The organism is Flavobacterium movens, assembly GCF_039581425.1.
GTDB lineage: Bacteria > Bacteroidota > Bacteroidia > Flavobacteriales > Flavobacteriaceae > Flavobacterium > Flavobacterium luteolum.
Map to the genome: position 1 here is coordinate 221,602 of NZ_JBCPXY010000008.1, position 18,211 is coordinate 239,812.

Annotated in this window: 17 protein-coding genes; 12 read left to right on the plus strand and 5 right to left on the minus strand. The window is 33.2% G+C overall.

Annotated features, from left to right (window positions below; all coding sequences use genetic code 11):
• Window positions 1-115: 115 nt before the first annotated feature.
• Together AAYQ05_RS15865 and AAYQ05_RS15870 are read right to left on the minus strand one after the other, a co-directional pair.
• Entirely contained in the window at window positions 116-2,617 is a 2,502-nt protein-coding gene (locus tag AAYQ05_RS15865) for a DUF5686 and carboxypeptidase-like regulatory domain-containing protein (RefSeq protein WP_343544385.1), read from the minus strand.
• Window positions 2,618-2,686: 69 nt separating this feature from the next.
• Entirely contained in the window at window positions 2,687-3,664 is a 978-nt protein-coding gene (locus tag AAYQ05_RS15870) for a pyruvate dehydrogenase complex E1 component subunit beta (RefSeq protein WP_008466560.1), read from the minus strand.
• 502 nt (window positions 3,665-4,166) lie between these two features.
• Between AAYQ05_RS15870 and AAYQ05_RS15875 the strand changes: the two genes are divergently transcribed.
• From AAYQ05_RS15875 to AAYQ05_RS15890, 4 genes are all read left to right on the plus strand, one after another.
• Complete coding sequence (locus AAYQ05_RS15875; RefSeq protein WP_095928090.1) at window positions 4,167-4,913, plus strand: electron transfer flavoprotein subunit beta/FixA family protein; 747 nt, start codon at window positions 4,167-4,169, stop codon at window positions 4,911-4,913.
• 75 nt (window positions 4,914-4,988) lie between these two features.
• Window positions 4,989-5,957, plus strand: a complete 969-nt coding sequence (locus AAYQ05_RS15880; protein ID WP_343544386.1) for an electron transfer flavoprotein subunit alpha/FixB family protein — start codon at window positions 4,989-4,991, stop codon at window positions 5,955-5,957.
• Window positions 5,958-6,122: 165 nt separating this feature from the next.
• A complete protein-coding gene (locus AAYQ05_RS15885; protein ID WP_008466556.1) occupies window positions 6,123-6,746 on the plus strand; it encodes a bifunctional nuclease family protein in 624 nt (207 codons plus the stop codon).
• A 116-nt stretch (window positions 6,747-6,862) separates the two neighbouring features.
• Window positions 6,863-7,714, plus strand: a complete 852-nt coding sequence (locus tag AAYQ05_RS15890) for a thymidylate synthase (RefSeq protein WP_343544387.1) — start codon at window positions 6,863-6,865, stop codon at window positions 7,712-7,714.
• A gap of 38 nt (window positions 7,715-7,752) precedes the next feature.
• On the opposite strand, the gene AAYQ05_RS15895 is transcribed toward AAYQ05_RS15890, so the two are convergent.
• A complete protein-coding gene (locus AAYQ05_RS15895; RefSeq protein ID WP_177211108.1) occupies window positions 7,753-8,049 on the minus strand; it encodes an isoamylase early set domain-containing protein in 297 nt (98 codons plus the stop codon).
• A gap of 239 nt (window positions 8,050-8,288) precedes the next feature.
• Between AAYQ05_RS15895 and AAYQ05_RS15900 the strand changes: the two genes are divergently transcribed.
• The 4 genes from AAYQ05_RS15900 to porT all read left to right on the plus strand — a co-directional run bounded on the left by AAYQ05_RS15900 (window position 8,289) and on the right by porT (window position 11,141).
• Window positions 8,289-8,633, plus strand: a complete 345-nt coding sequence (locus tag AAYQ05_RS15900; RefSeq protein WP_281634701.1) for a 2TM domain-containing protein — start codon at window positions 8,289-8,291, stop codon at window positions 8,631-8,633.
• Between the two features lie 11 nt (window positions 8,634-8,644).
• Window positions 8,645-9,127, plus strand: a complete 483-nt coding sequence (locus AAYQ05_RS15905; RefSeq protein WP_343544388.1) for a dihydrofolate reductase — start codon at window positions 8,645-8,647, stop codon at window positions 9,125-9,127.
• A 567-nt stretch (window positions 9,128-9,694) separates the two neighbouring features.
• Window positions 9,695-10,426, plus strand: coding sequence for a bifunctional demethylmenaquinone methyltransferase/2-methoxy-6-polyprenyl-1,4-benzoquinol methylase UbiE (gene ubiE / locus AAYQ05_RS15910; RefSeq protein WP_281634699.1), 732 nt, complete (start codon window positions 9,695-9,697; stop codon window positions 10,424-10,426).
• A gap of 1 nt (window position 10,427) precedes the next feature.
• Window positions 10,428-11,141, plus strand: a complete 714-nt coding sequence (porT, locus tag AAYQ05_RS15915) for a type IX secretion/gliding motility protein PorT/SprT (protein ID WP_281634698.1) — start codon at window positions 10,428-10,430, stop codon at window positions 11,139-11,141.
• A gap of 9 nt (window positions 11,142-11,150) precedes the next feature.
• Here porT and AAYQ05_RS15920 read toward each other — a convergent pair whose 3' ends face one another.
• Window positions 11,151-11,879 (minus strand): RNA methyltransferase, encoded by a 729-nt coding sequence (locus tag AAYQ05_RS15920; RefSeq protein ID WP_281634697.1) that lies wholly within the window; start codon window positions 11,877-11,879, stop codon window positions 11,151-11,153.
• Between the two features lie 37 nt (window positions 11,880-11,916).
• Here AAYQ05_RS15920 and tamL point away from each other — a divergent pair, with 37 nt between their 5' ends.
• From tamL to AAYQ05_RS15940, 4 genes are all read left to right on the plus strand, one after another.
• Window positions 11,917-14,490: a translocation and assembly module lipoprotein TamL gene (gene tamL, locus AAYQ05_RS15925; protein WP_343544389.1), complete on the plus strand. Its 2,574-nt coding sequence runs from the start codon at window positions 11,917-11,919 to the stop codon at window positions 14,488-14,490.
• A 60-nt stretch (window positions 14,491-14,550) separates the two neighbouring features.
• The gene (fbaA, locus tag AAYQ05_RS15930) at window positions 14,551-15,618 is read left to right on the plus strand and encodes a class II fructose-bisphosphate aldolase (protein WP_012023542.1); all 1,068 of its coding nucleotides are present in this window, start codon (window positions 14,551-14,553) and stop codon (window positions 15,616-15,618) included.
• A gap of 70 nt (window positions 15,619-15,688) precedes the next feature.
• Window positions 15,689-16,543, plus strand: a complete 855-nt coding sequence (accD, locus tag AAYQ05_RS15935; RefSeq protein ID WP_111367748.1) for an acetyl-CoA carboxylase, carboxyltransferase subunit beta — start codon at window positions 15,689-15,691, stop codon at window positions 16,541-16,543.
• A gap of 79 nt (window positions 16,544-16,622) precedes the next feature.
• The gene (locus tag AAYQ05_RS15940) at window positions 16,623-17,240 is read left to right on the plus strand and encodes a hypothetical protein (RefSeq protein WP_343544390.1); all 618 of its coding nucleotides are present in this window, start codon (window positions 16,623-16,625) and stop codon (window positions 17,238-17,240) included.
• A gap of 46 nt (window positions 17,241-17,286) precedes the next feature.
• On the opposite strand, the gene AAYQ05_RS15945 is transcribed toward AAYQ05_RS15940, so the two are convergent.
• Window positions 17,287-18,174 carry a cupin-like domain-containing protein gene (locus AAYQ05_RS15945; protein WP_343544391.1) on the minus strand — a complete coding sequence of 296 codons (888 nt, stop codon included), beginning with the start codon at window positions 18,172-18,174 and terminating at the stop codon, window positions 17,287-17,289.
• Window positions 18,175-18,211 lie beyond the last annotated feature (37 nt).

The window sequence follows — 18,211 nt, forward strand, 5'->3', positions numbered from 1 at the left end:
AGACGCCAAGTTGCTAAGTTTTTTTTCACGCAAATTTTATACAACAAAAAAAATCGCAAAGATTTTTAAAACCTTTGCGACTCTGTAACTTTAAACCTTTGCCTCTAAAATACAATTAAAAATAAAACCCGAAAGATCCTTTAATTGCAAATTTGTGCGCGTCTGGCATATCTAGATAATTTCCTCTCCAAGAAAAATCAAGACGGAATACTTTAAAAATATTTCCAATTCCTGCATTATATTCCCAGTATACTTTTTCAGGAGCGTTATACGGTAATCCGGAAGCATTAATAGCACGATTGGCATCAGAAATAGTTCCATGAACGGCTCTAATTCCGATAAACTCTCTCCAGTTCAGTTTTCTCATGAATGGAATTCTAGCAAACAATCTTCCACCAAAATCATGATTCCACTGCAAGGTTGTATATTGATCTGTAACGAATTCATAGAAATTCAAGTTACTGAATGTATTTTCGATTGTAAAGTAAGTTTGGTTACCTGGAATTACGCTCATCAAACCTAACGGAATTGTACCAAAAGTTTTTCCTGTTTCGATTGTAATATTTGTTCTTCCTAAAGGCCCAATAATGATCGGCTGTCTATAGAAAACCTGAATTTTCTCATATGCAAAATCACTATCAAAAACTCCTTTTAATCCGTAACTGAAATTAACGAAGAAATGGCTAAAAGGACTATCAACCAAACTCCTTTCTACACCATAACCAATCGTTTTTCTGTTTGGCATAAACTCAAACTGAATATTGGCCTCAGATTGTTTTACCATACTTTCAACAACTCCTGCTGGATTTGCTGCAGTTGGTAAAGTTGTATAATAGTCCAAACTAAAGGTCTTCGATGCCGACTCTAATGTTCGATATGAAAGTCCTGCCGAGACAATAAAATTCTTTTTAGGCTCCATTTCTACAGAAACATTACTCAAATTAATATTGGTCAGTTTCCCGTTGCTTCCAGTCGTAAACAGGGCCGAAGAGGCAAAACTTCGCCCTAAAACGTCATTCGTAGTCGTTAAACTGGCACCAATCTGTTCAATATCTCGTCTGTTTCCTCCAGAGATGATAACTCGGTTTTTCTTGTCAACCATCCATTTTCCAGAAACCCCGTATTTGAATTTATTATCATCAAATCCGTAAGCTGTATAGGCCTGAATACGCCATGGATCATTCGGTCCAAAATAGGTTCTTCCTCCTACTCTCAATCTCAAACCTTCGACTTCGTTATATCCAAAAGTTGAAAATATAGGTCCGTAATCGAAATTTTTAAATTCAATGTAGCCACTTCCTAATATCGAGACCAGATTATACAGCTGCTTAAATCGCTTAACAGTTTGTAGTGTATCGAGCATTTTATAAATACCCTGTTCATCCTTATTTAGCTTTTCAAAACGATTTTCTTCCCAAAACTCAGGCGGTCGTTCATAAACGGCATTATCTATAAAATTAACTTCTTCTTTATAAAATTTCTCTGGCTTCTGAATATTGAATTTATGATTACGGTATAAAGTTGTTCTTTTACCATAAACTCCTTTTGATTTTTCTTTTTTATTTAAAGCAAAATCAGACATCATGTAATCACGTGTCAAAAGGAAAACGGAGTCGTTTTCTACTTCAAATTCCTGTTCAATATAAATGTCTTTTACCCAGTTAATATTGGCGCTTTTTGTCACACCCATATTAATTTTCTTGATCGCAAAAGTGGTATCGTTTACCCAAAAATCTCCCTTAAAAGTCAATTCGTTTTTACGTCTAGGATAAAAAACAATATTATAACACCATTTCTTATCGATATAAGCACTGTCTTTTAAAACATAATTGTAAACATCGATTCCTGTTCTTGAAAGCGGACTCGTAAAACTCTTATCAAAGAATTTCAGATGATTGTCGTAAATATTATAGTCCGAATAAAGGTCTTTAACAAAAGATAAAATCTGCTGATTTCCATTGAATCCAGACATTTTATTTCCGGTAAGATTTTCCTTTACCTTTTTTAATTTATTATCTCCGTAAACATCATAGACCGATTCGTTGATAAAAATTGGCAAATAGGTTTTTCCGGTAACATCTGAAGTATCAACGTGATTAAAGATAAACTCCATTCCTTTAAAAAGCTTATTCTTCATGAAGGCACTATCAATAGTGTTCATGTCAAATTCCACTTTTTCATACTTCTGCATTTGATACTGATTAAATAGGTATAATCCGTTTTTACGTTTTCTTTCCCATATTTTTCTCAAAATATCCAATGCCGGATTATTTTTTTTGGAAGTTTTACCCGTATAAATCACAACTTCGTTAAGCACTTGCTCTTCAAACAAAACAATTTTAAAATTATAATTAACTGCTTTGTCTAAAGGAACTTCTTTATCTGAAAATCCTGCTGAAGTAACCAAAAGTGCCGTATAGGTATTTGGCGATTCTAGATAAAAACGCCCATCCTCATTGGAAACGATTCCGATATTAGAACCCTTAAAAACTACATTTGCAAATGGTATTGGCTGATTCGATTTGTCCAAAACAACTCCACTCACTTTAGTTTGTGCAGTAACAACATTCGCAAATGCAAATACAATATATAAGAGAAGTAGAGTTAATTTGTTCATTATAAAGTAAAAAAAAACTTCACCAATCCATGTTGTCTGATGAAGTTTTATGAGTATTATGTATTTGTATTATTTGTACAATACTTTTTTAACTGCTTTTACTACATCACCTGCATTTGGCAACCAGTCTTTAAGCAATACTGGAGAATACGGTGCTGGAGTATCTGCTGTTGTAATACGTTGAATTGGCGCATCAAGGAAGTCGAATGCTTGTTCTTGAACGATATAAGAGATTTCAGAAGAAAGGCTGGCAACTGGCCAAGCTTCCTCAAGAATTACTAAGCGGTTTGTTTTTTTAACCGATTTTAAGATCGCATCTTTGTCCATTGGACGAACTGTTCTTAAATCGATAATCTCACAAGAGATTCCTTCTTTTGCTAATTCATCAGCAGCGATAAAAGCTTCTTTGATAATTTTTCCGAATGAAACAATCGTTACATCTGTTCCTTCACGTTTAACATCAGCAACACCTAGAGGAATTGTATATTCTCCATCTGGCACTTCACCTTTGTCTCCGTACATCTGCTCAGATTCCATGAAAATAACTGGATCGTTATCACGGATAGCAGATTTTAAAAGTCCTTTTGCATCGTAAGGAGTTGAAGGAACAACAACTTTAAGACCTGGAGTATTAGCAAACCAGTTTTCTAAAGCTTGTGAGTGAGTAGCTCCTAATTGACCAGCAGAAGCTGTTGGTCCGCGGAAAACGATAGGCACATTAAACTGTCCTCCTGTCATTTGACGCATTTTAGCAGCGTTATTTATAATTTGATCAATACCAACTAAACAGAAGTTGAATGTCATATATTCTACAATAGGGCGGTTTCCATTCATTGCAGAACCTACTGCAATTCCTGAAAATCCAAGCTCAGCAATTGGAGTATCGATTACTCTTTTTTCACCAAACTCAGCAAGCATTCCTTTAGAGGCTTTGTAAGCTCCATTGTATTCTGCAACCTCTTCTCCCATTAAATATATGGATTCATCGCGACGCATTTCTTCGCTCATCGCTTCACAAATGGCCTCTCTAAATTGTATTGTTCTCATATTTTATATTGTATGTTGAATTTTCTGAAGAGCAAAAATAAATATTTTAAATAACTTAAAAGCATAAATTGAATTTAAAATCGAATGAACTTCTATCTGTTCTCAGGTTTTAACTTTTTAAACTTTATTGTGATATTAACGAAATCGATATAATAACGTGCAATTCACACTTAAATCTCTCTCAAAATATTTTTTAGACAAACTTTTATGCATTTGTTTAATTCTTGTTTCTTCAAATTCACTCATCATAACGTAAAAAACCAAAAATTAGTATTTCTCAGACAAAAATTAATCTGCTCCTCAACTATCAGTTATTGCAAAATTCCTAACAATCAGACAAAATGAGTATTATTTTATTTTTAGATTCCGATGAAAATCATTCAAAACTGAACAATCTGCGAAATCGTAATAGTTTTAAAAAATATTATGCATGCATAGTATAGTTATTCCAAATTAAATTCTAAATTTGTAAAAGCATATTATAAATTCAAAATATATACTTATGAAAATACTAGTTTGCATCAGCCATGTGCCTGATACTACTTCAAAAATTAACTTTACCAACGGTGACTCAGAATTTGACACTAATGGAGTACAATATGTAATTAACCCTAACGACGAATTCGGGCTTACACGCGCTATCTGGTTTCAAGAGCAACAAGGTGCAAATGTAACGGTTGTAAACGTTGGAGGTCCTGATACTGAACCAACTTTGCGTAAAGCATTAGCAATTGGTGCAAACGAAGCAATTCGTGTGAATGCAAATCCAACTGACGGATTTTTTGTTGCCAAGCAATTAGCAGAAGTTATTAAAAACGGAGGTTATGATCTTGTAATAGCCGGAAAAGAATCTTTAGATTATAACGGAGGAATGGTTCCTGGAATGATCGCAGGAATTTTAGGTTCTAACTTCTTAAATTCTTGCACAAGCTTAACTGTTGACGGAAATAACGTAAAAGCAGTTCGTGAAATTGACGGTGGAAAAGAAACTGTAAGCACTACTCTTCCATTAATTATTGGAGGTCAAAAAGGTCTTGTTGAGGAAAAAGATTTACGTATTCCGAACATGAGAGGAATTATGACTGCAAGAACAAAAGCTTTAACTATCCTTGAGCCAGTTGATGCAGCTGTTAATACAAAAGCAGTGAAATTTGAAAAACCAGCTCCAAAATCAGCAGTAAAATTAGTTTCTGCAGATAATTTAGATGAGTTAATCAATTTATTACACAACGAAGCGAAAGTAATCTAGTAATCAGTTTTTAGTGTTCAGTTTTCAAACTTGAAACTTGAAACCTGAAACTTTAAACCTCAAAACAAAAACATCATGTCAATATTAATATATGCAGAATCTGCAGAAGGAAAATTTAAAAAAGTAGCTTTTGAATTAGCTTCTTATGCTAAAAAAGTAGCTGAATCATTAGGAACAACTGTTACAGCTTTAACTGTAAACATCAGCGATGTGAGCGAATTAGGCAAATACGGAGTTGATAAAGTTTTAAAAGTAAGCAATGATAAATTAGCTGGTTTTAATGCAAAAGCTTACGCTGATGTTATCAAACAAGCTGCTGAGAAAGAAGGAACAAAAGTATTATTGCTTTCTTCTACAACAGACAGTATTTACCTTTCTCCACTAGTTGCGGTAGCTTTAAATGCTGGTTTCGCTTCAAATGTAGTTGGATTGCCAGTTAGCACTTCTCCTTTCCAAGTTAAAAGAAATGCTTTCTCAAACAAAGCTTTCAATATTACAGAAATCAGTACAGACGTAAAAGTTCTTGGTTTAGCTAAAAACTCTTATGGTCTTTTTGAAAGCGCAGGAGCGGCTGCAGCAGAAGATTTCAATCCAACAATTGGAGACAATGACTTTGGAGTAAAAGTTGAATCTGTAGAGAAAGTATCTGGAAAAGTTTCTATCGCTGACGCAGATATCGTAGTTTCTGGCGGACGTGGATTAAAAGGCCCTGAAAACTGGGGATTAGTAGAAGATCTTGCCGCTGTTCTAGGTGCTGCAACAGCTTGTTCTAAACCAGTTTCAGATTTAGGATGGAGGCCTCATAGCGAACACGTTGGGCAAACAGGAAAACCAGTTGCAACAAACTTATATATTGCTATCGGTATTTCTGGAGCTATCCAGCACATTGCAGGTATTAACTCTTCTAAAGTAAAAGTAGTGATCAACAACGATCCTGAAGCTCCTTTCTTTAAAGTGGCTGATTATGGTGTAGTTGGGGATGCTTTTGAAATCGTACCACAATTAACAGAGAAATTAAAAGCTTTTAAAGCTCAGCATTCTTAATACAAAGAATTCTCTTTAAAAATATTGCTGCCTAAAAACAAGATGTTGTATCTTTGTTTATAGGCAGCTTTTTTGTTCCATATTTTTTGATTAAAATTGCAGCTTTATTTTTTAAACCAAAACAGTATTAAAATAAGGTGCTAAGTGCCTTTTTTACAAACATATATGAGTCTAGTAAAATTATCCATAAAAGGAATTTCATACAGTCAAACTCAAAATGGCGCCTATGCCTTAATTTTGAATGAAGTCGATGGCGAAAGAAAATTACCTATTGTTATTGGTGCTTTTGAAGCCCAGTCAATCGCTATTGCTTTAGAGAAAGAAATAAAACCGCCGCGTCCGTTAACACACGATTTATTCAAAAATTTTGCTGAAAGATTTGACATTGTGGTAAAACAAGTCATTATCCACAAATTAGTTGATGGTGTTTTTTATTCTAGCTTAATCTGCGAAAGAGATAAAATCGAAGAGATTATAGATGCTAGAACTTCTGATGCCATTGCCTTAGCACTACGTTTCAACGCTCCTATTTTTACTTATAAAAATATTTTAGATAAAGCAGGAATTTATCTAAAATCAAATACTGCCGAAACAGATTCTGGTGCTCAAGAAATTGATGATGTTCTTTCTAATCCTGAAACTTTTGGACATGAAGAGGAAAGCAACCAATCTGGAGATGTTTACGCAAAACATAGTTTACAAGAACTAAACGAGCTTTTAGATCAAGCCGTTTCTCAGGAAGATTACGAAAAAGCAGCAAAAATTAGAGACGAAATTTCTAGAAGATAATTTAAGGCTACAAGCCGTAAGCTTTAGGCTGTAAGCTTAAAGCATAATCATAAAAAAACAAATTTTAAGCATTAGGAAAAAAGCCTAAAGCTTAAAGCCTAAAGCTTAAAGCAAAAATGAAACAATACTTAGATTTAGTAAAACACGTTTTAGAAAACGGCAATCAAAAAGGAGACAGAACCGGAACTGGAACTAAAAGCGTTTTTGGTTACCAAATGCGTTTTGATTTAAGTGAGGGTTTTCCAATGGTTACAACAAAAAAACTTCATTTAAAATCTATCATTTACGAATTGCTTTGGTTCTTGAAAGGAGATACAAACATTAAGTATCTTCAGGAAAACGGAGTGAAAATTTGGGACGAATGGGCAGATTCTAATGGTGATTTAGGCCCTGTTTATGGTCATCAGTGGAGAAATTGGAATAGTGAAGAAATTGATCAGATTTCGGAATTGATTACGGAATTAAAAACAAACCCAAACAGCCGAAGAATGCTGGTTTCTGCATGGAACCCATCTGTTTTGCCAGACACTAAAAAATCTTTTGAAGAGAATGTTGCAAATAACAAAGCAGCACTACCTCCTTGCCATGCTTTTTTCCAATTTTACGTAGCAAGTCCAGATCTTGAAAAAGGAGAAACAAAAGGAAAATTATCTTGCCAATTGTATCAGAGAAGTGCCGATATCTTTTTAGGAGTTCCTTTTAACATTGCTTCTTATGCATTGTTGACAATGATGATCGCACAAGTATGTGATTTAGAACCAGGCGAATTTATTCACACGTTTGGCGACGCACATATTTACAATAATCATTTTGAGCAATTGGAATTGCAATTAACGCGTGAACCAAAACCATTACCAAAAATGATTTTAAATCCAGAGATTAAAAACATTTTTGATTTTGATTTTAATGATTTTACACTAGTAGATTACGATCCGCATCCAGCCATAAAAGGAAGTGTTGCTGTATAATTATAAAAAAATCCGCTTAAAAATTTAAGCGGATTTTTTTATACAACTAAAACCCCATTTTCACTTCCGGCATAGTCATTCCATTTGTAAAAATCGGCTTCAGGATCGTTAACATAAATTCCGTCAATTACATACTTAAATTCGTAAATCGCATCTTTCACCAAATCGTAAGTTGCTTTAAACGTTCCGTTTTTCAACTTGCTCAAAGCTCCTTCTGAGGCATTCCAATTATTAAAATCTCCAACCACCGCTGCCGAATCAGCATCTTTGGCATCTATTGAAAATGTAACTTTAACAACCGGCTTCGTTTTGATAAATTGTTTTTTCAAAGACATAACTATTTCGTTTTTAGATTTATACATCTAAAATTAATTAAATTCAACGAAACACTTACTACTACCAGAACCGATTTATGATAATATTAAAAACAGTATATTTTTTTCGCTTTATCGGCAATTTAAAGCGGTTAAAATTTTGTTATTCAAATTCTTAGATCATTAAAAAACAAATATTCCACAACCAAAATATTGTCTTTCCAAAATAAATTTTAACTTTATAATCTCATTTTTATCTTATGGAAAAAGAAGTGCACGAACAATACGAATACGCTAGACGACGATTAAGACAAAAAAAAATCCTATATTTTCATTTTGTTCTTTTCCTTCTAGGAAGTTTATTTTTATTTATTGCTAACAAGTTTTTTGGTTTTGGAGAGGGCACAACCCAAAACTGGTGTATTTGGGGAATTACAATCTGGCTTTTCCTTTTTATTCTGCATTTTATAAAAGTGTATATAACAGACCGTTTTATGAATAAAAAATGGGAAAGAGAGCAAATTGACCGATTAGTTGCTTTACAGCAAAAAAGAATTAGCCAGCTTGAATCTTCTATTAATGAAGAGAATGAAAATAAAATTTAGTTAAGCATACCATGATTATAATGATAGCGGCTGCAGCCGAAAATAATGCGCTTGGAAAAAACAACGAATTAGTATGGCATCTTCCAAATGATTTTAAAAGATTTAAATCGCTTACCACTGGTCATCATATTATTATGGGAAGGAAAACTTTTGAAAGCTTTCCAAAACCGTTGCCAGATCGTGTCCATATTGTAATTTCTCGTCAAGAAAATTATAAACCAGAAGGATGCATTGTCGTAGACAGCATTGAAAAAGCAATTGCTTTATGCCCAGAAAACGATGATAGTTATGTTATTGGCGGTGGCGAAATTTACAATCTTGCTCTTCCATTTACTGATATTATAGAATTAACCAAAGTTCATCATTCTTTTGAAGCAGATGCTTTTTTTCCTAAAATCAATAAAAGCGAGTGGATTTTGGTAGAATCTGAAGAAAATCACAAAGATGAGAAACATCTTTATGACTATACTTATGAAACTTACATTAGAAAATAAATAAAAAACATCCTCTTTTTAGGGAGGATGTTTTTAAATAATTGATTTTTGAAGCCTAACTCGCTCAAGAAGAATTTTGTTTAAAAAATAACAAATGTCGAGAAACATTTGTAAAACTGAATAACATTTAATGTTATTTGAGACCTAAATCTCAAACGCCTTTAATAACAAATACCACTAAGATATTAAAGGCAGAAAATTAAAATTTCCAAAAACAAATTTAATCCTAAGAACGTATTTTGCACTTAATATTAGTATTTCCCCCCAAGAACAATACTTTACAAGACTCTTTCATGAACAAATGAATTGCCAGCGCAAAAAAAGCAATCATCTGTTTAAGTCATAGCGACATTATCAATCATTAAAACTTTAATCATTTTTACTTAAACAAAGTTGCTCATAATAGCGCTATTAGACAATACCAAGATTTAGGGATTTTACCAAAATACCTAGATTTAGGGATAGCAAAATCTGCTTTAAAATAAATCTGGCTAAACATTTATTTTACAAATTAAAAAACTCAATTACAGTTAAACTAGATTGTTTATATTTGCCTAAATAAAAAAAATGTCTGAAAAAATAACTCCGTATAAAGACTCTTCTTTAGGTAAAAAAGAGCAAGTAACCCAAATGTTCGACACCATTTCTGGGAATTACGATAATTTGAATCGCGTAATCTCTTTTGGAATTGACATTAAATGGCGTAAAAAAGTATTAAAATTAGTATCAGACAAAAAACCAAAAGTTATTCTTGATATTGCAACAGGAACTGGTGATTTAGCCATTTTACTTTCACAAACTAATGCCGAAAAAATTATTGGTCTTGATATTTCTGCCGGAATGCTGGAAGTAGGAAAAAAGAAAGTAGAAGAAAAAAAACTTTCGAATGTTATCGAACTCGTTTTAGGAGATTCTGAAAACATGCCTTTTGAAGACAATTATTTTGATGCTATTACAGTTGGTTTTGGTGTAAGAAATTTTGAAAACCTAGAAAAAGGTTTTGGAGAAATCTTAAGGGTTTTAAAACCAAACGGAATTTTTGTTATTTTAGAAACTTCTGTTCCAGATAAATTTCCTTATAAACAAGGATACAATTTTTACAGCAAAAATATACTTCCGTTAATCGGAAAATTATTCTCTAAAGATAATGATGCGTATGGCTATTTATCTGAATCAGCCGCCGCTTTTCCTTATGGAGAAGCCTTAAACAATATTTTAAGAAAAACTGGGTTTATAGATGTTGTGGCAATGCCTCAAACTTTTGGTGTCGCAACAATTTATTCTGCATCTAAAAAATAGTATGAAAAAAATTGTAATCTTATTTTTATTGGTCTTAACGACAAAAGGACATTCGCAATTTGCTAAAAATATGTTTAGCAAAGATCCTATCATTAATCTTGAAAACTGGCAGAAACAGCGTATTTACTTTGGCTATTATTTAGGCTTTAATAGTTTTGACTTTAAATTTGATTACAAAACTCCTCCGGGAGAAAACTATATTCAGGTTAAAAAAACTACTGGGTTTAATGTGGGCGTTGTGGCCGATTTAAGACTTCAGGAATATATCAATCTTCGTTTTGAACCAGGTTTGTACTATACTAAACGTGATCTTTTTTTTCCTGGTATTGGAAACACCGAAAGTGATTATTTAAGAGAAGTAAATAGTACATACATTCACTTCCCGTTATTATTGAAGTTTTCTGCAAAACGTACAGGAAACATACGCCCGTACTTAGTTGGCGGTATGTCTACAACTTTAAATTTATCAAGTAACGCAAAATCTCAAGACGATAACTTTGAGCAGAAATTTAGAGTAAAACAATGGACTGCGGCCTATGAATTAGGTTTAGGAATTGATATTTTCACTGAATACTTTATCTTCTCTCCTTCTGTTAGAGGAATGTTTGGCATAACCGACGAACTTATTAGAGACAATACTCCAGACAGCCCTTGGACAGGAAACATCGATTCAATGAAATCTAGAGCGATTTTAATAAATTTCACTTTTCATTAAAACAAAATATCAACTATTTCGTTTAAATTCACTAAGAATAATTGCGGTTGCAGTAGCTACATTTAAACTTTCGGTTTTTTGAAGCTCTCCAAATCTAGGAATTGTGAGACGGTTGGTTATGATTTTTTCAATTTCTTCTGAAATACCATTAGCTTCATTACCCATAATAATGATGCCACTCTGAGGTAATTTGGATTGATAAATATTTTCTCCGTCCATAAAAGTTCCAAAAACTGGCAGTTTAGTTTGAGCAAGAAAAAGTTTTAAATCAACATAGCTTACATTTACTCTGGTAATAGACCCCATTGTAGCTTGTACCACTTTCGGATTATAAATATCTACTGTTTCTTTAGAACAGACAATCTGCTTAATACCAAACCAATCACACAGACGTAAAATAGTTCCTAGATTTCCAGGATCTCTAATATCGTCTAAGGCTAAAATTAAACCCGAATCGACTATTTTCTTTTCGGCTGGAATTTTAAAAACCGCCAAACAAGAATTTGGAGTCGACAAAGCACTTATTTTTTTCAGTTCTTGATCATTAATAAGAGTACGTTTTGAAGCGTGAACTGTTTCAAAATCATTTAATGTGGTGTATAAATGTTCTAATTCAAAATTGGATTGCAGCAATTCTTGAATTACTTTTACTCCTTCAGCAAAAAATAATTGATTGGCAAAACGCTGCTTTTTTTGATGTAAGCCTGAGATAAGCTTTATTTGGTTTTTACTAACCATAAAATAATGTACTTTTGAATTAAATATTAAAAAACACTTGAAAAAGAATTCCACAAAAATAATAGCATTTCTTCTAATTGCAATATTAATTTGCGCTTGTAATGCCGTAAAAAGAGTTCCTGATGGAAAAAACCTTCTTGTAAAAAATAATATTCTAGTTAACGGAAAATCGACAAACGATGAAACAGCTTCTAATCAAATGTACCAAAAACCAAATGGTAAATTATTGGGTTACAAGCTTCGATTAAACCTGTACAATTTAGCCAATTTAAATCCAGATTCTACTTATCAGGCCAAATTTAAAAACAATCCAGGAAAGTATGAGCGTATGTCAAAAATATTCTCAGCAAAACAAGTAGATCGTCTTGGACAATCTTTCTATTATAAAGGAATTCATGAATTTCTAAAAAACACTGGAGAACCACCAGTAATAATAGATACTTCTAAAACTAAAAAATCATTACTACGCTTAAAATACTATTATTTTAATAGTGGCTATTTTAATGTTAAAACAGATTACACTATTGATACAGTCGGAACAAAAAGAGCCGCAATTAATTATAACATCACTACAGGGCCAGCTTACAAATTAGATACTATTAAAACTAAAATAATGACTCCTGCACTGGACTCATTATACAGAACTAATAATGAGCCTTCGCTATTAAAATCTGGTAATCAATACAAAACCACAGATTTTGAAGAAGAAAAAAATCGTATTACAACATACTTTAGAAATCACGGCGCCTACTATTTTCAGCCTACTTATGTAACTTTTGACATTGACACGATTGGTAAAAAAGCCAAAGCCGATGTAACTTTAATTATAAACAACAATACAATTCAAGAGAGAGATTCTAGCCGCACAGAACCTTTTAAATTGTATAAAATTAGCGACGTAAACATTTACACAGATTATTCTGCTGCAAATGCCAAGAAAAAACCAACAGACAGTGTAACGTATAATAATTTTAATTTATACAGCTACAAGACTTTAAAATACAAACCACGCGCTATTACCGATGCTATTTTCATTACGAAAGGAAGTACTTTTGCCGATTTCAGAACTACCCTTTCTTCTCGATATTTAAATAATTTAAGGATTTTCAACTATCCATCAATTCAATACGAAGTAGACAAAAGAGATTCTACAGCGCAATCTCTTATTGCCAATGTTTATTTGACTCCGAGAAAAAAATACAGTTTTGGAGCCACTCTTGACGTAACGCATTCTAACATTCAGGATTTCGGGATTGGAGCCAGTGTTTCTGAAACTATTCGAAATGTATTTAACCGTGCAGAAACTTTAGAAATTTCAGCGCGTTTAAACGTTGGATCATCCAGAGACATGGCAAATCCGAACAATAATTTCTTTAATGTCTCTGAGTATGGTTTGGATATGAAATTGAATTTTCCTAGAATTCTACTCCCGTTTGGAACAGAAAAGATTATTCCCAAGAGTATGATTCCCTACACCTCTATAACATCTGGTTTTTCGAAACAGCGAAATATTGGTTTGGATAAAGAAAATTTCACAGGTGGTATCTCATACAACTGGACACCAAAACGTCATAATACAGCAAAATTTGAGTTGCTAAATGCACAGTTTGTCCGTAACTTAAATCCAGACAATTATTTTAATGTATATACTTCTTCTTACGATGATTTGAATTTTATCGGGAAAGATTACAATCAAACCCTTAGCAACTGGGGAGAGACACCAGAGGAACAAGCTAGAAAAAATCTTACAATTCCAAAAGGGACTACAGGATTTACAAATGATGTATTGACAGGAAAAACAGCTTTAACTCCAGACAACTCGCAATATCAAGAAGTTGAAAGTATTGAGGAAAGAAGAGTTCGTTTGACCGAAAATGATTTTATTCTAGCAACAAGTTTTTCTTTTACCAAAACAACCAAAAAAGATCTAGCAGATAATAATTTCTATCAATTTAGAACCAAAATTGAATCTGCTGGAACATTATTATCATTAATTTCTGAAGTCGGAAATCTTCAAAAAAACGCAAAAGGAAATTACGAGATTTTTAATCTTGAATATTCAGAGTATATAAAAACTGAATTTGACTATATTAAACACTGGGATTTTGGGAAAGAGAAAGTTTTAGCAGTTAGAAGCTTCTTTGGAATTGCAATTCCGTTTGGAAATTCAAACTATATTCCGTTTTCACGAAGTTATTATGGCGGAGGTTCCAATGACAACCGTGCTTGGCAGCCTTACGCTTTAGGACCTGGAAGCACCAATGCAGTAAACGACTTTAATGAGGCCAATATGAAAATTGCGGCGAGTGCCGAATTCCGCTTCAAAGTTTTCGGAGATGTTAAAGGAGCATTCTTTGCAGACGCCGGAAATATCTGGAATGTGCTCGATAATGTCATAGATCCGAAAGCAAGATTCGACAACTTAAACGATTTAGCTGAAATTGCTTTAGGTACAGGATTCGGTTTAAGATACGATTTAAGCTTTTTTGTGATTCGTTTAGATTTAGGCTTTAAGACTTATAATCCAGCACATGAGAAGGGAGACCGATGGTTTAAAGAATACAATTTTGGGCATTCAGTTTTAAATTTTGGTATAAATTATCCTTTCTAATGCTAATTAATTCTTATTTTTGCAACCTAAAAACTAAAAACAACTATAAAAAAAATTAAAATGGCACACAACATTAAACCAGGAGTAGCTACAGGAGATCAAGTACAAGAGATCTTTAATTATGCGAAAGAGAAGGGTTTTGCTCTTCCAGCAGTAAACGTTACTGGATCAAGCACAATTAATGGAGTTCTTGAAACTGCAGCGAAACTTAACGCGCCAGTTATCATTCAATTTTCTAACGGTGGAGCACAATTCAACGCTGGAAAAGGATTATCTAATGCAGGTGAAAAAGCAGCAATCGCGGGAGGAATCGCAGGAGCAAAACATATTCATACTTTGGCAGAAGCTTACGGTGCAACTGTAATCTTACATACTGACCACTGTGCAAAAAAACTTTTACCTTGGATTGATGGTTTATTAGATGCTTCTGAAAAACATTTTGCAGAAACAGGAAAACCATTATTCAGCTCTCACATGATCGATTTGTCTGAGGAGCCAATCGAAGAAAACATCGAGATCTGTAAAGAATACTTAGCTAGAATGAGCAAAATGGGTATGACATTAGAAATCGAACTTGGTATTACAGGTGGTGAAGAAGATGGTGTTGATAACTCTGATGTTGACAGCTCAAAATTATACACTCAGCCAGAAGAAGTAGCTTACGCTTACGAAGAATTATCTAAAGTAAGCCCTAAATTTACTATTGCTGCTGCTTTCGGAAACGTTCACGGTGTTTACAAACCAGGAAACGTAAAATTAACTCCAAAAATCTTAAAAAATTCTCAAGATTTCGTACAAAACAAATTCAACACAGGACACAATCCAGTTGATTTCGTTTTCCACGGAGGTTCAGGTTCTACACTTGAAGAAATCAGAGAAGGAATTAGCTACGGAGTTATCAAAATGAACATCGATACAGATTTACAATTTGCATATACTGAAGGAATCCGTGATTACATGGTTAAAAACCTTGACTATTTGAAATCTCAAATTGGAAATCCAGAAGGTCCAGATGCTCCAAACAAAAAATATTATGACCCAAGAAGATGGGTACGTGAAAGTGAAGTAACATTCAACGCAAGACTTGAACAAGCTTTTGCTGATTTGAATAACGTAAATACGTTGTAATTAACAATTAACAATTGACAATTGATAATTAATCTTATCAATTGTCAATTATCAATTATCAATTAAAAATATGGCTTGGTTTAAAAGACAAGAAAAAGGGATTACGACCGCGACAGAAGATAAGATGGACGTTCCGAAAGGATTGTGGTACAAATCTCCTACTGGAAAAATTATTGATGCTGACGAATTAGCGAGAAATTTATTCGTTAGCCCTGAAGATGATTTTCATGTTCGAATTGGAAGCGCAACCTATTTTGAAATTTTATTCGACAACAACGAATTTGTTGAGTTAGACAAAAACATGACTTCTAAAGACCCTCTGCACTTTGTGGATACAAAAAAATATGCAGACAGATTGAAAGATGTAATGGAAAAAACTCATCTTAAAGACGCTGTACGTACGGGAGTAGGAAAATCTAAAGGAAGAGAACTTGTAATCTGCTGTATGGATTTTGCTTTTATCGGTGGATCTATGGGAGCAGTTGTAGGTGAGAAAATCGCAAGAGGAATTGATCACGCCATCAAAAACAAACTTCCTTTTGTAATGATTTCTAAATCTGGTGGAGCTCGTATGATGGAAGCTGCTTATTCTTTAATGCAATTAGCAAAAACATCCGTAAAACTAGCTCAATTAGCTGAAGCTAAATTACCTTATATCTCTCTTTGTACAGATCCAACAACTGGAGGAACAACTGCATCTTACGCAATGTTAGGAGATATCAACATCTCTGAGCCAGGCGCTTTGATTGGTTTTGCTGGTCCTCGTGTTGTTCGTGACACTACAGGAAAAGATTTACCAGAAGGTTTCCAAACTGCTGAGTTTCTTTTAGAGCACGGTTTCTTGGACTTTATCACGCCTAGAAAAGAATTGAAAGATAAGATCAACTTATATATCGATTTGATTCAAAATAATGATATTAGATAGTTTTAAAACTACTTAAAATAGAAATCCCAAGAAATTGCTTCTTGGGATTTTTTATATCTTTATTTTAAATCTGATTTTTATGATGAGAATTTTTATTGGTTTTATGATTTGTATCCTTTTTTGGAACTGCACCAAGAAAGAAACTAAAATTGAAAAAAACATTCCCTATATAATTTCGCAAGAAAACAAACCAATAATACGAAACAATGACACTGTTCCACCTCCTCCACCTATACCTGGCTGGTTGTTTTACGGAACAAATACTTTTATTATCAACTCAGATTCTACGGCTTATTATTTGCAAAATAAAGGCATAGGAATGATCTGTGGAACACCAAATACAGACACAATTCCATACTTCGCTGATTTAGATCCAAGAGATCTAATTGAAATTTCAAATAAAAATATTTATGATTTTATTAAATTGAATTATAAAGATGATTTTAGAAATGCAACTTTCATCGCATCTCAATCTGACACTTTAAATTCTAAAATATTTTTTGATTTAAATAAATCTTTAAATTACTTTAAGAAAGATAGAGATTTTATCGTTATTAGAAGAACAACACAGGAAGAAGACACGATTATTTATTATAAGAGAAATAATAAATATTACAATTCTGCCGATATTAAATGGGATAAAACAAGAATTAAATTTCCTGAACTTGTCAAATTTGTAAAAAAACCAAATAATTAGCACATATAGTTCCTACAGGATTTTTATATTTTTAGACCCTAAATTATTACCCAGCCTTTTTCAAATCCTTCTTCAATTCTTTTTCAGCGATTTTAAAAACTAATTTTTCACGCCAGATTGCATAACGTTCTCTAAAAACAACTTTAATAGCACTGTCAACTGCGCCATGCATAAATAAACTCCAAACGCTAGCCATTTTTCGAGAAATCGACGAATCCCAAGCACGAAGTGTGAGCGAAAAAGAACCATCTATATAACGCATCCAATGCCACATTCCTGTTGGCATGAATAAAGTATCTCCGTGCTCCAGAAAAACTTCATAACCTTCTACTCCTCTTAATGCTGGAAATTTTTCAAAATCGGGATTGGCGACATCATAATCTTCTAAAGCATAAGTTGTATTAGGAAGACAATACAATCTTTTTTTCCATTTGTTATCAAATAAGATAATATGTTTTCGTCCACCAAAATGAGTGTGAAAAAGATGCGGCAAATCGATATCATAATGCAGAAAAGTAATTGCCTTAGAACCGCCAAAAAACATGGCTGGCATACTTTCTATAAAACCGCCCATTAATTCTTTCGGAACTTTTACATCATCAATTAATTCGGGTCTATGCTTGAAAAGATTGAAGAAAAAAATACGCAATTGGGTTGGTTCGCGCTTTATCAAATCCAGATATTCCCCAAATTTCATACTCGCAATCGAAGCATTGATTACTTTTTTTGGATCTGCCTTAGAATTATCCACAAGTTTAACCTCTATATCTCCAGCAATCTGCTTGAGATACTCTGTTGACCATTTTTCCCTTGCTGGCCAATCTTTTGTAAGCCCCTTTATGATTAAAGGTTTTCTTTTATCTAGGTAATTCTTTTTAAAATCTTCCTTGGAAATCGACTCAACAGTATCAACAGATTTAAGATTAAAGCTCATTTATGTGGCGTTTTAATTTGTTGTCTATCAAATGTAT

Bases quoted from the DNA above. Each gene is read 5' to 3' on its own strand.
- AAYQ05_RS15865 (WP_343544385.1), bottom strand. From the start codon at position 2,617: ATGAACAAATTAACTCTACTTCTCTTATATATTGTATTTGCATTTGCG.
- AAYQ05_RS15890 (WP_343544387.1), top strand. From the start codon at position 6,863: ATGAAACAATACTTAGATTTAGTAAAACACGTTTTAGAAAACGGCAAT.
- AAYQ05_RS15900 (WP_281634701.1), top strand. From the start codon at position 8,289: ATGGAAAAAGAAGTGCACGAACAATACGAATACGCTAGACGACGATTA.
- AAYQ05_RS15880 (WP_343544386.1), top strand. From the start codon at position 4,989: ATGTCAATATTAATATATGCAGAATCTGCAGAAGGAAAATTTAAAAAA.
- AAYQ05_RS15885 (WP_008466556.1), top strand. From the start codon at position 6,123: ATGAGTCTAGTAAAATTATCCATAAAAGGAATTTCATACAGTCAAACT.
- AAYQ05_RS15920 (WP_281634697.1), bottom strand. From the start codon at position 11,879: ATGGTTAGTAAAAACCAAATAAAGCTTATCTCAGGCTTACATCAAAAA.
- ubiE (WP_281634699.1), top strand. From the start codon at position 9,695: ATGTCTGAAAAAATAACTCCGTATAAAGACTCTTCTTTAGGTAAAAAA.
- AAYQ05_RS15945 (WP_343544391.1), bottom strand. From the start codon at position 18,174: ATGAGCTTTAATCTTAAATCTGTTGATACTGTTGAGTCGATTTCCAAG.
- AAYQ05_RS15940 (WP_343544390.1), top strand. From the start codon at position 16,623: ATGATGAGAATTTTTATTGGTTTTATGATTTGTATCCTTTTTTGGAAC.
- AAYQ05_RS15870 (WP_008466560.1), bottom strand. From the start codon at position 3,664: ATGAGAACAATACAATTTAGAGAGGCCATTTGTGAAGCGATGAGCGAA.
- accD (WP_111367748.1), top strand. From the start codon at position 15,689: ATGGCTTGGTTTAAAAGACAAGAAAAAGGGATTACGACCGCGACAGAA.
- AAYQ05_RS15875 (WP_095928090.1), top strand. From the start codon at position 4,167: ATGAAAATACTAGTTTGCATCAGCCATGTGCCTGATACTACTTCAAAA.
- porT (WP_281634698.1), top strand. From the start codon at position 10,428: ATGAAAAAAATTGTAATCTTATTTTTATTGGTCTTAACGACAAAAGGA.
- AAYQ05_RS15905 (WP_343544388.1), top strand. From the start codon at position 8,645: ATGATTATAATGATAGCGGCTGCAGCCGAAAATAATGCGCTTGGAAAA.
- AAYQ05_RS15895 (WP_177211108.1), bottom strand. From the start codon at position 8,049: ATGTCTTTGAAAAAACAATTTATCAAAACGAAGCCGGTTGTTAAAGTT.
- fbaA (WP_012023542.1), top strand. From the start codon at position 14,551: ATGGCACACAACATTAAACCAGGAGTAGCTACAGGAGATCAAGTACAA.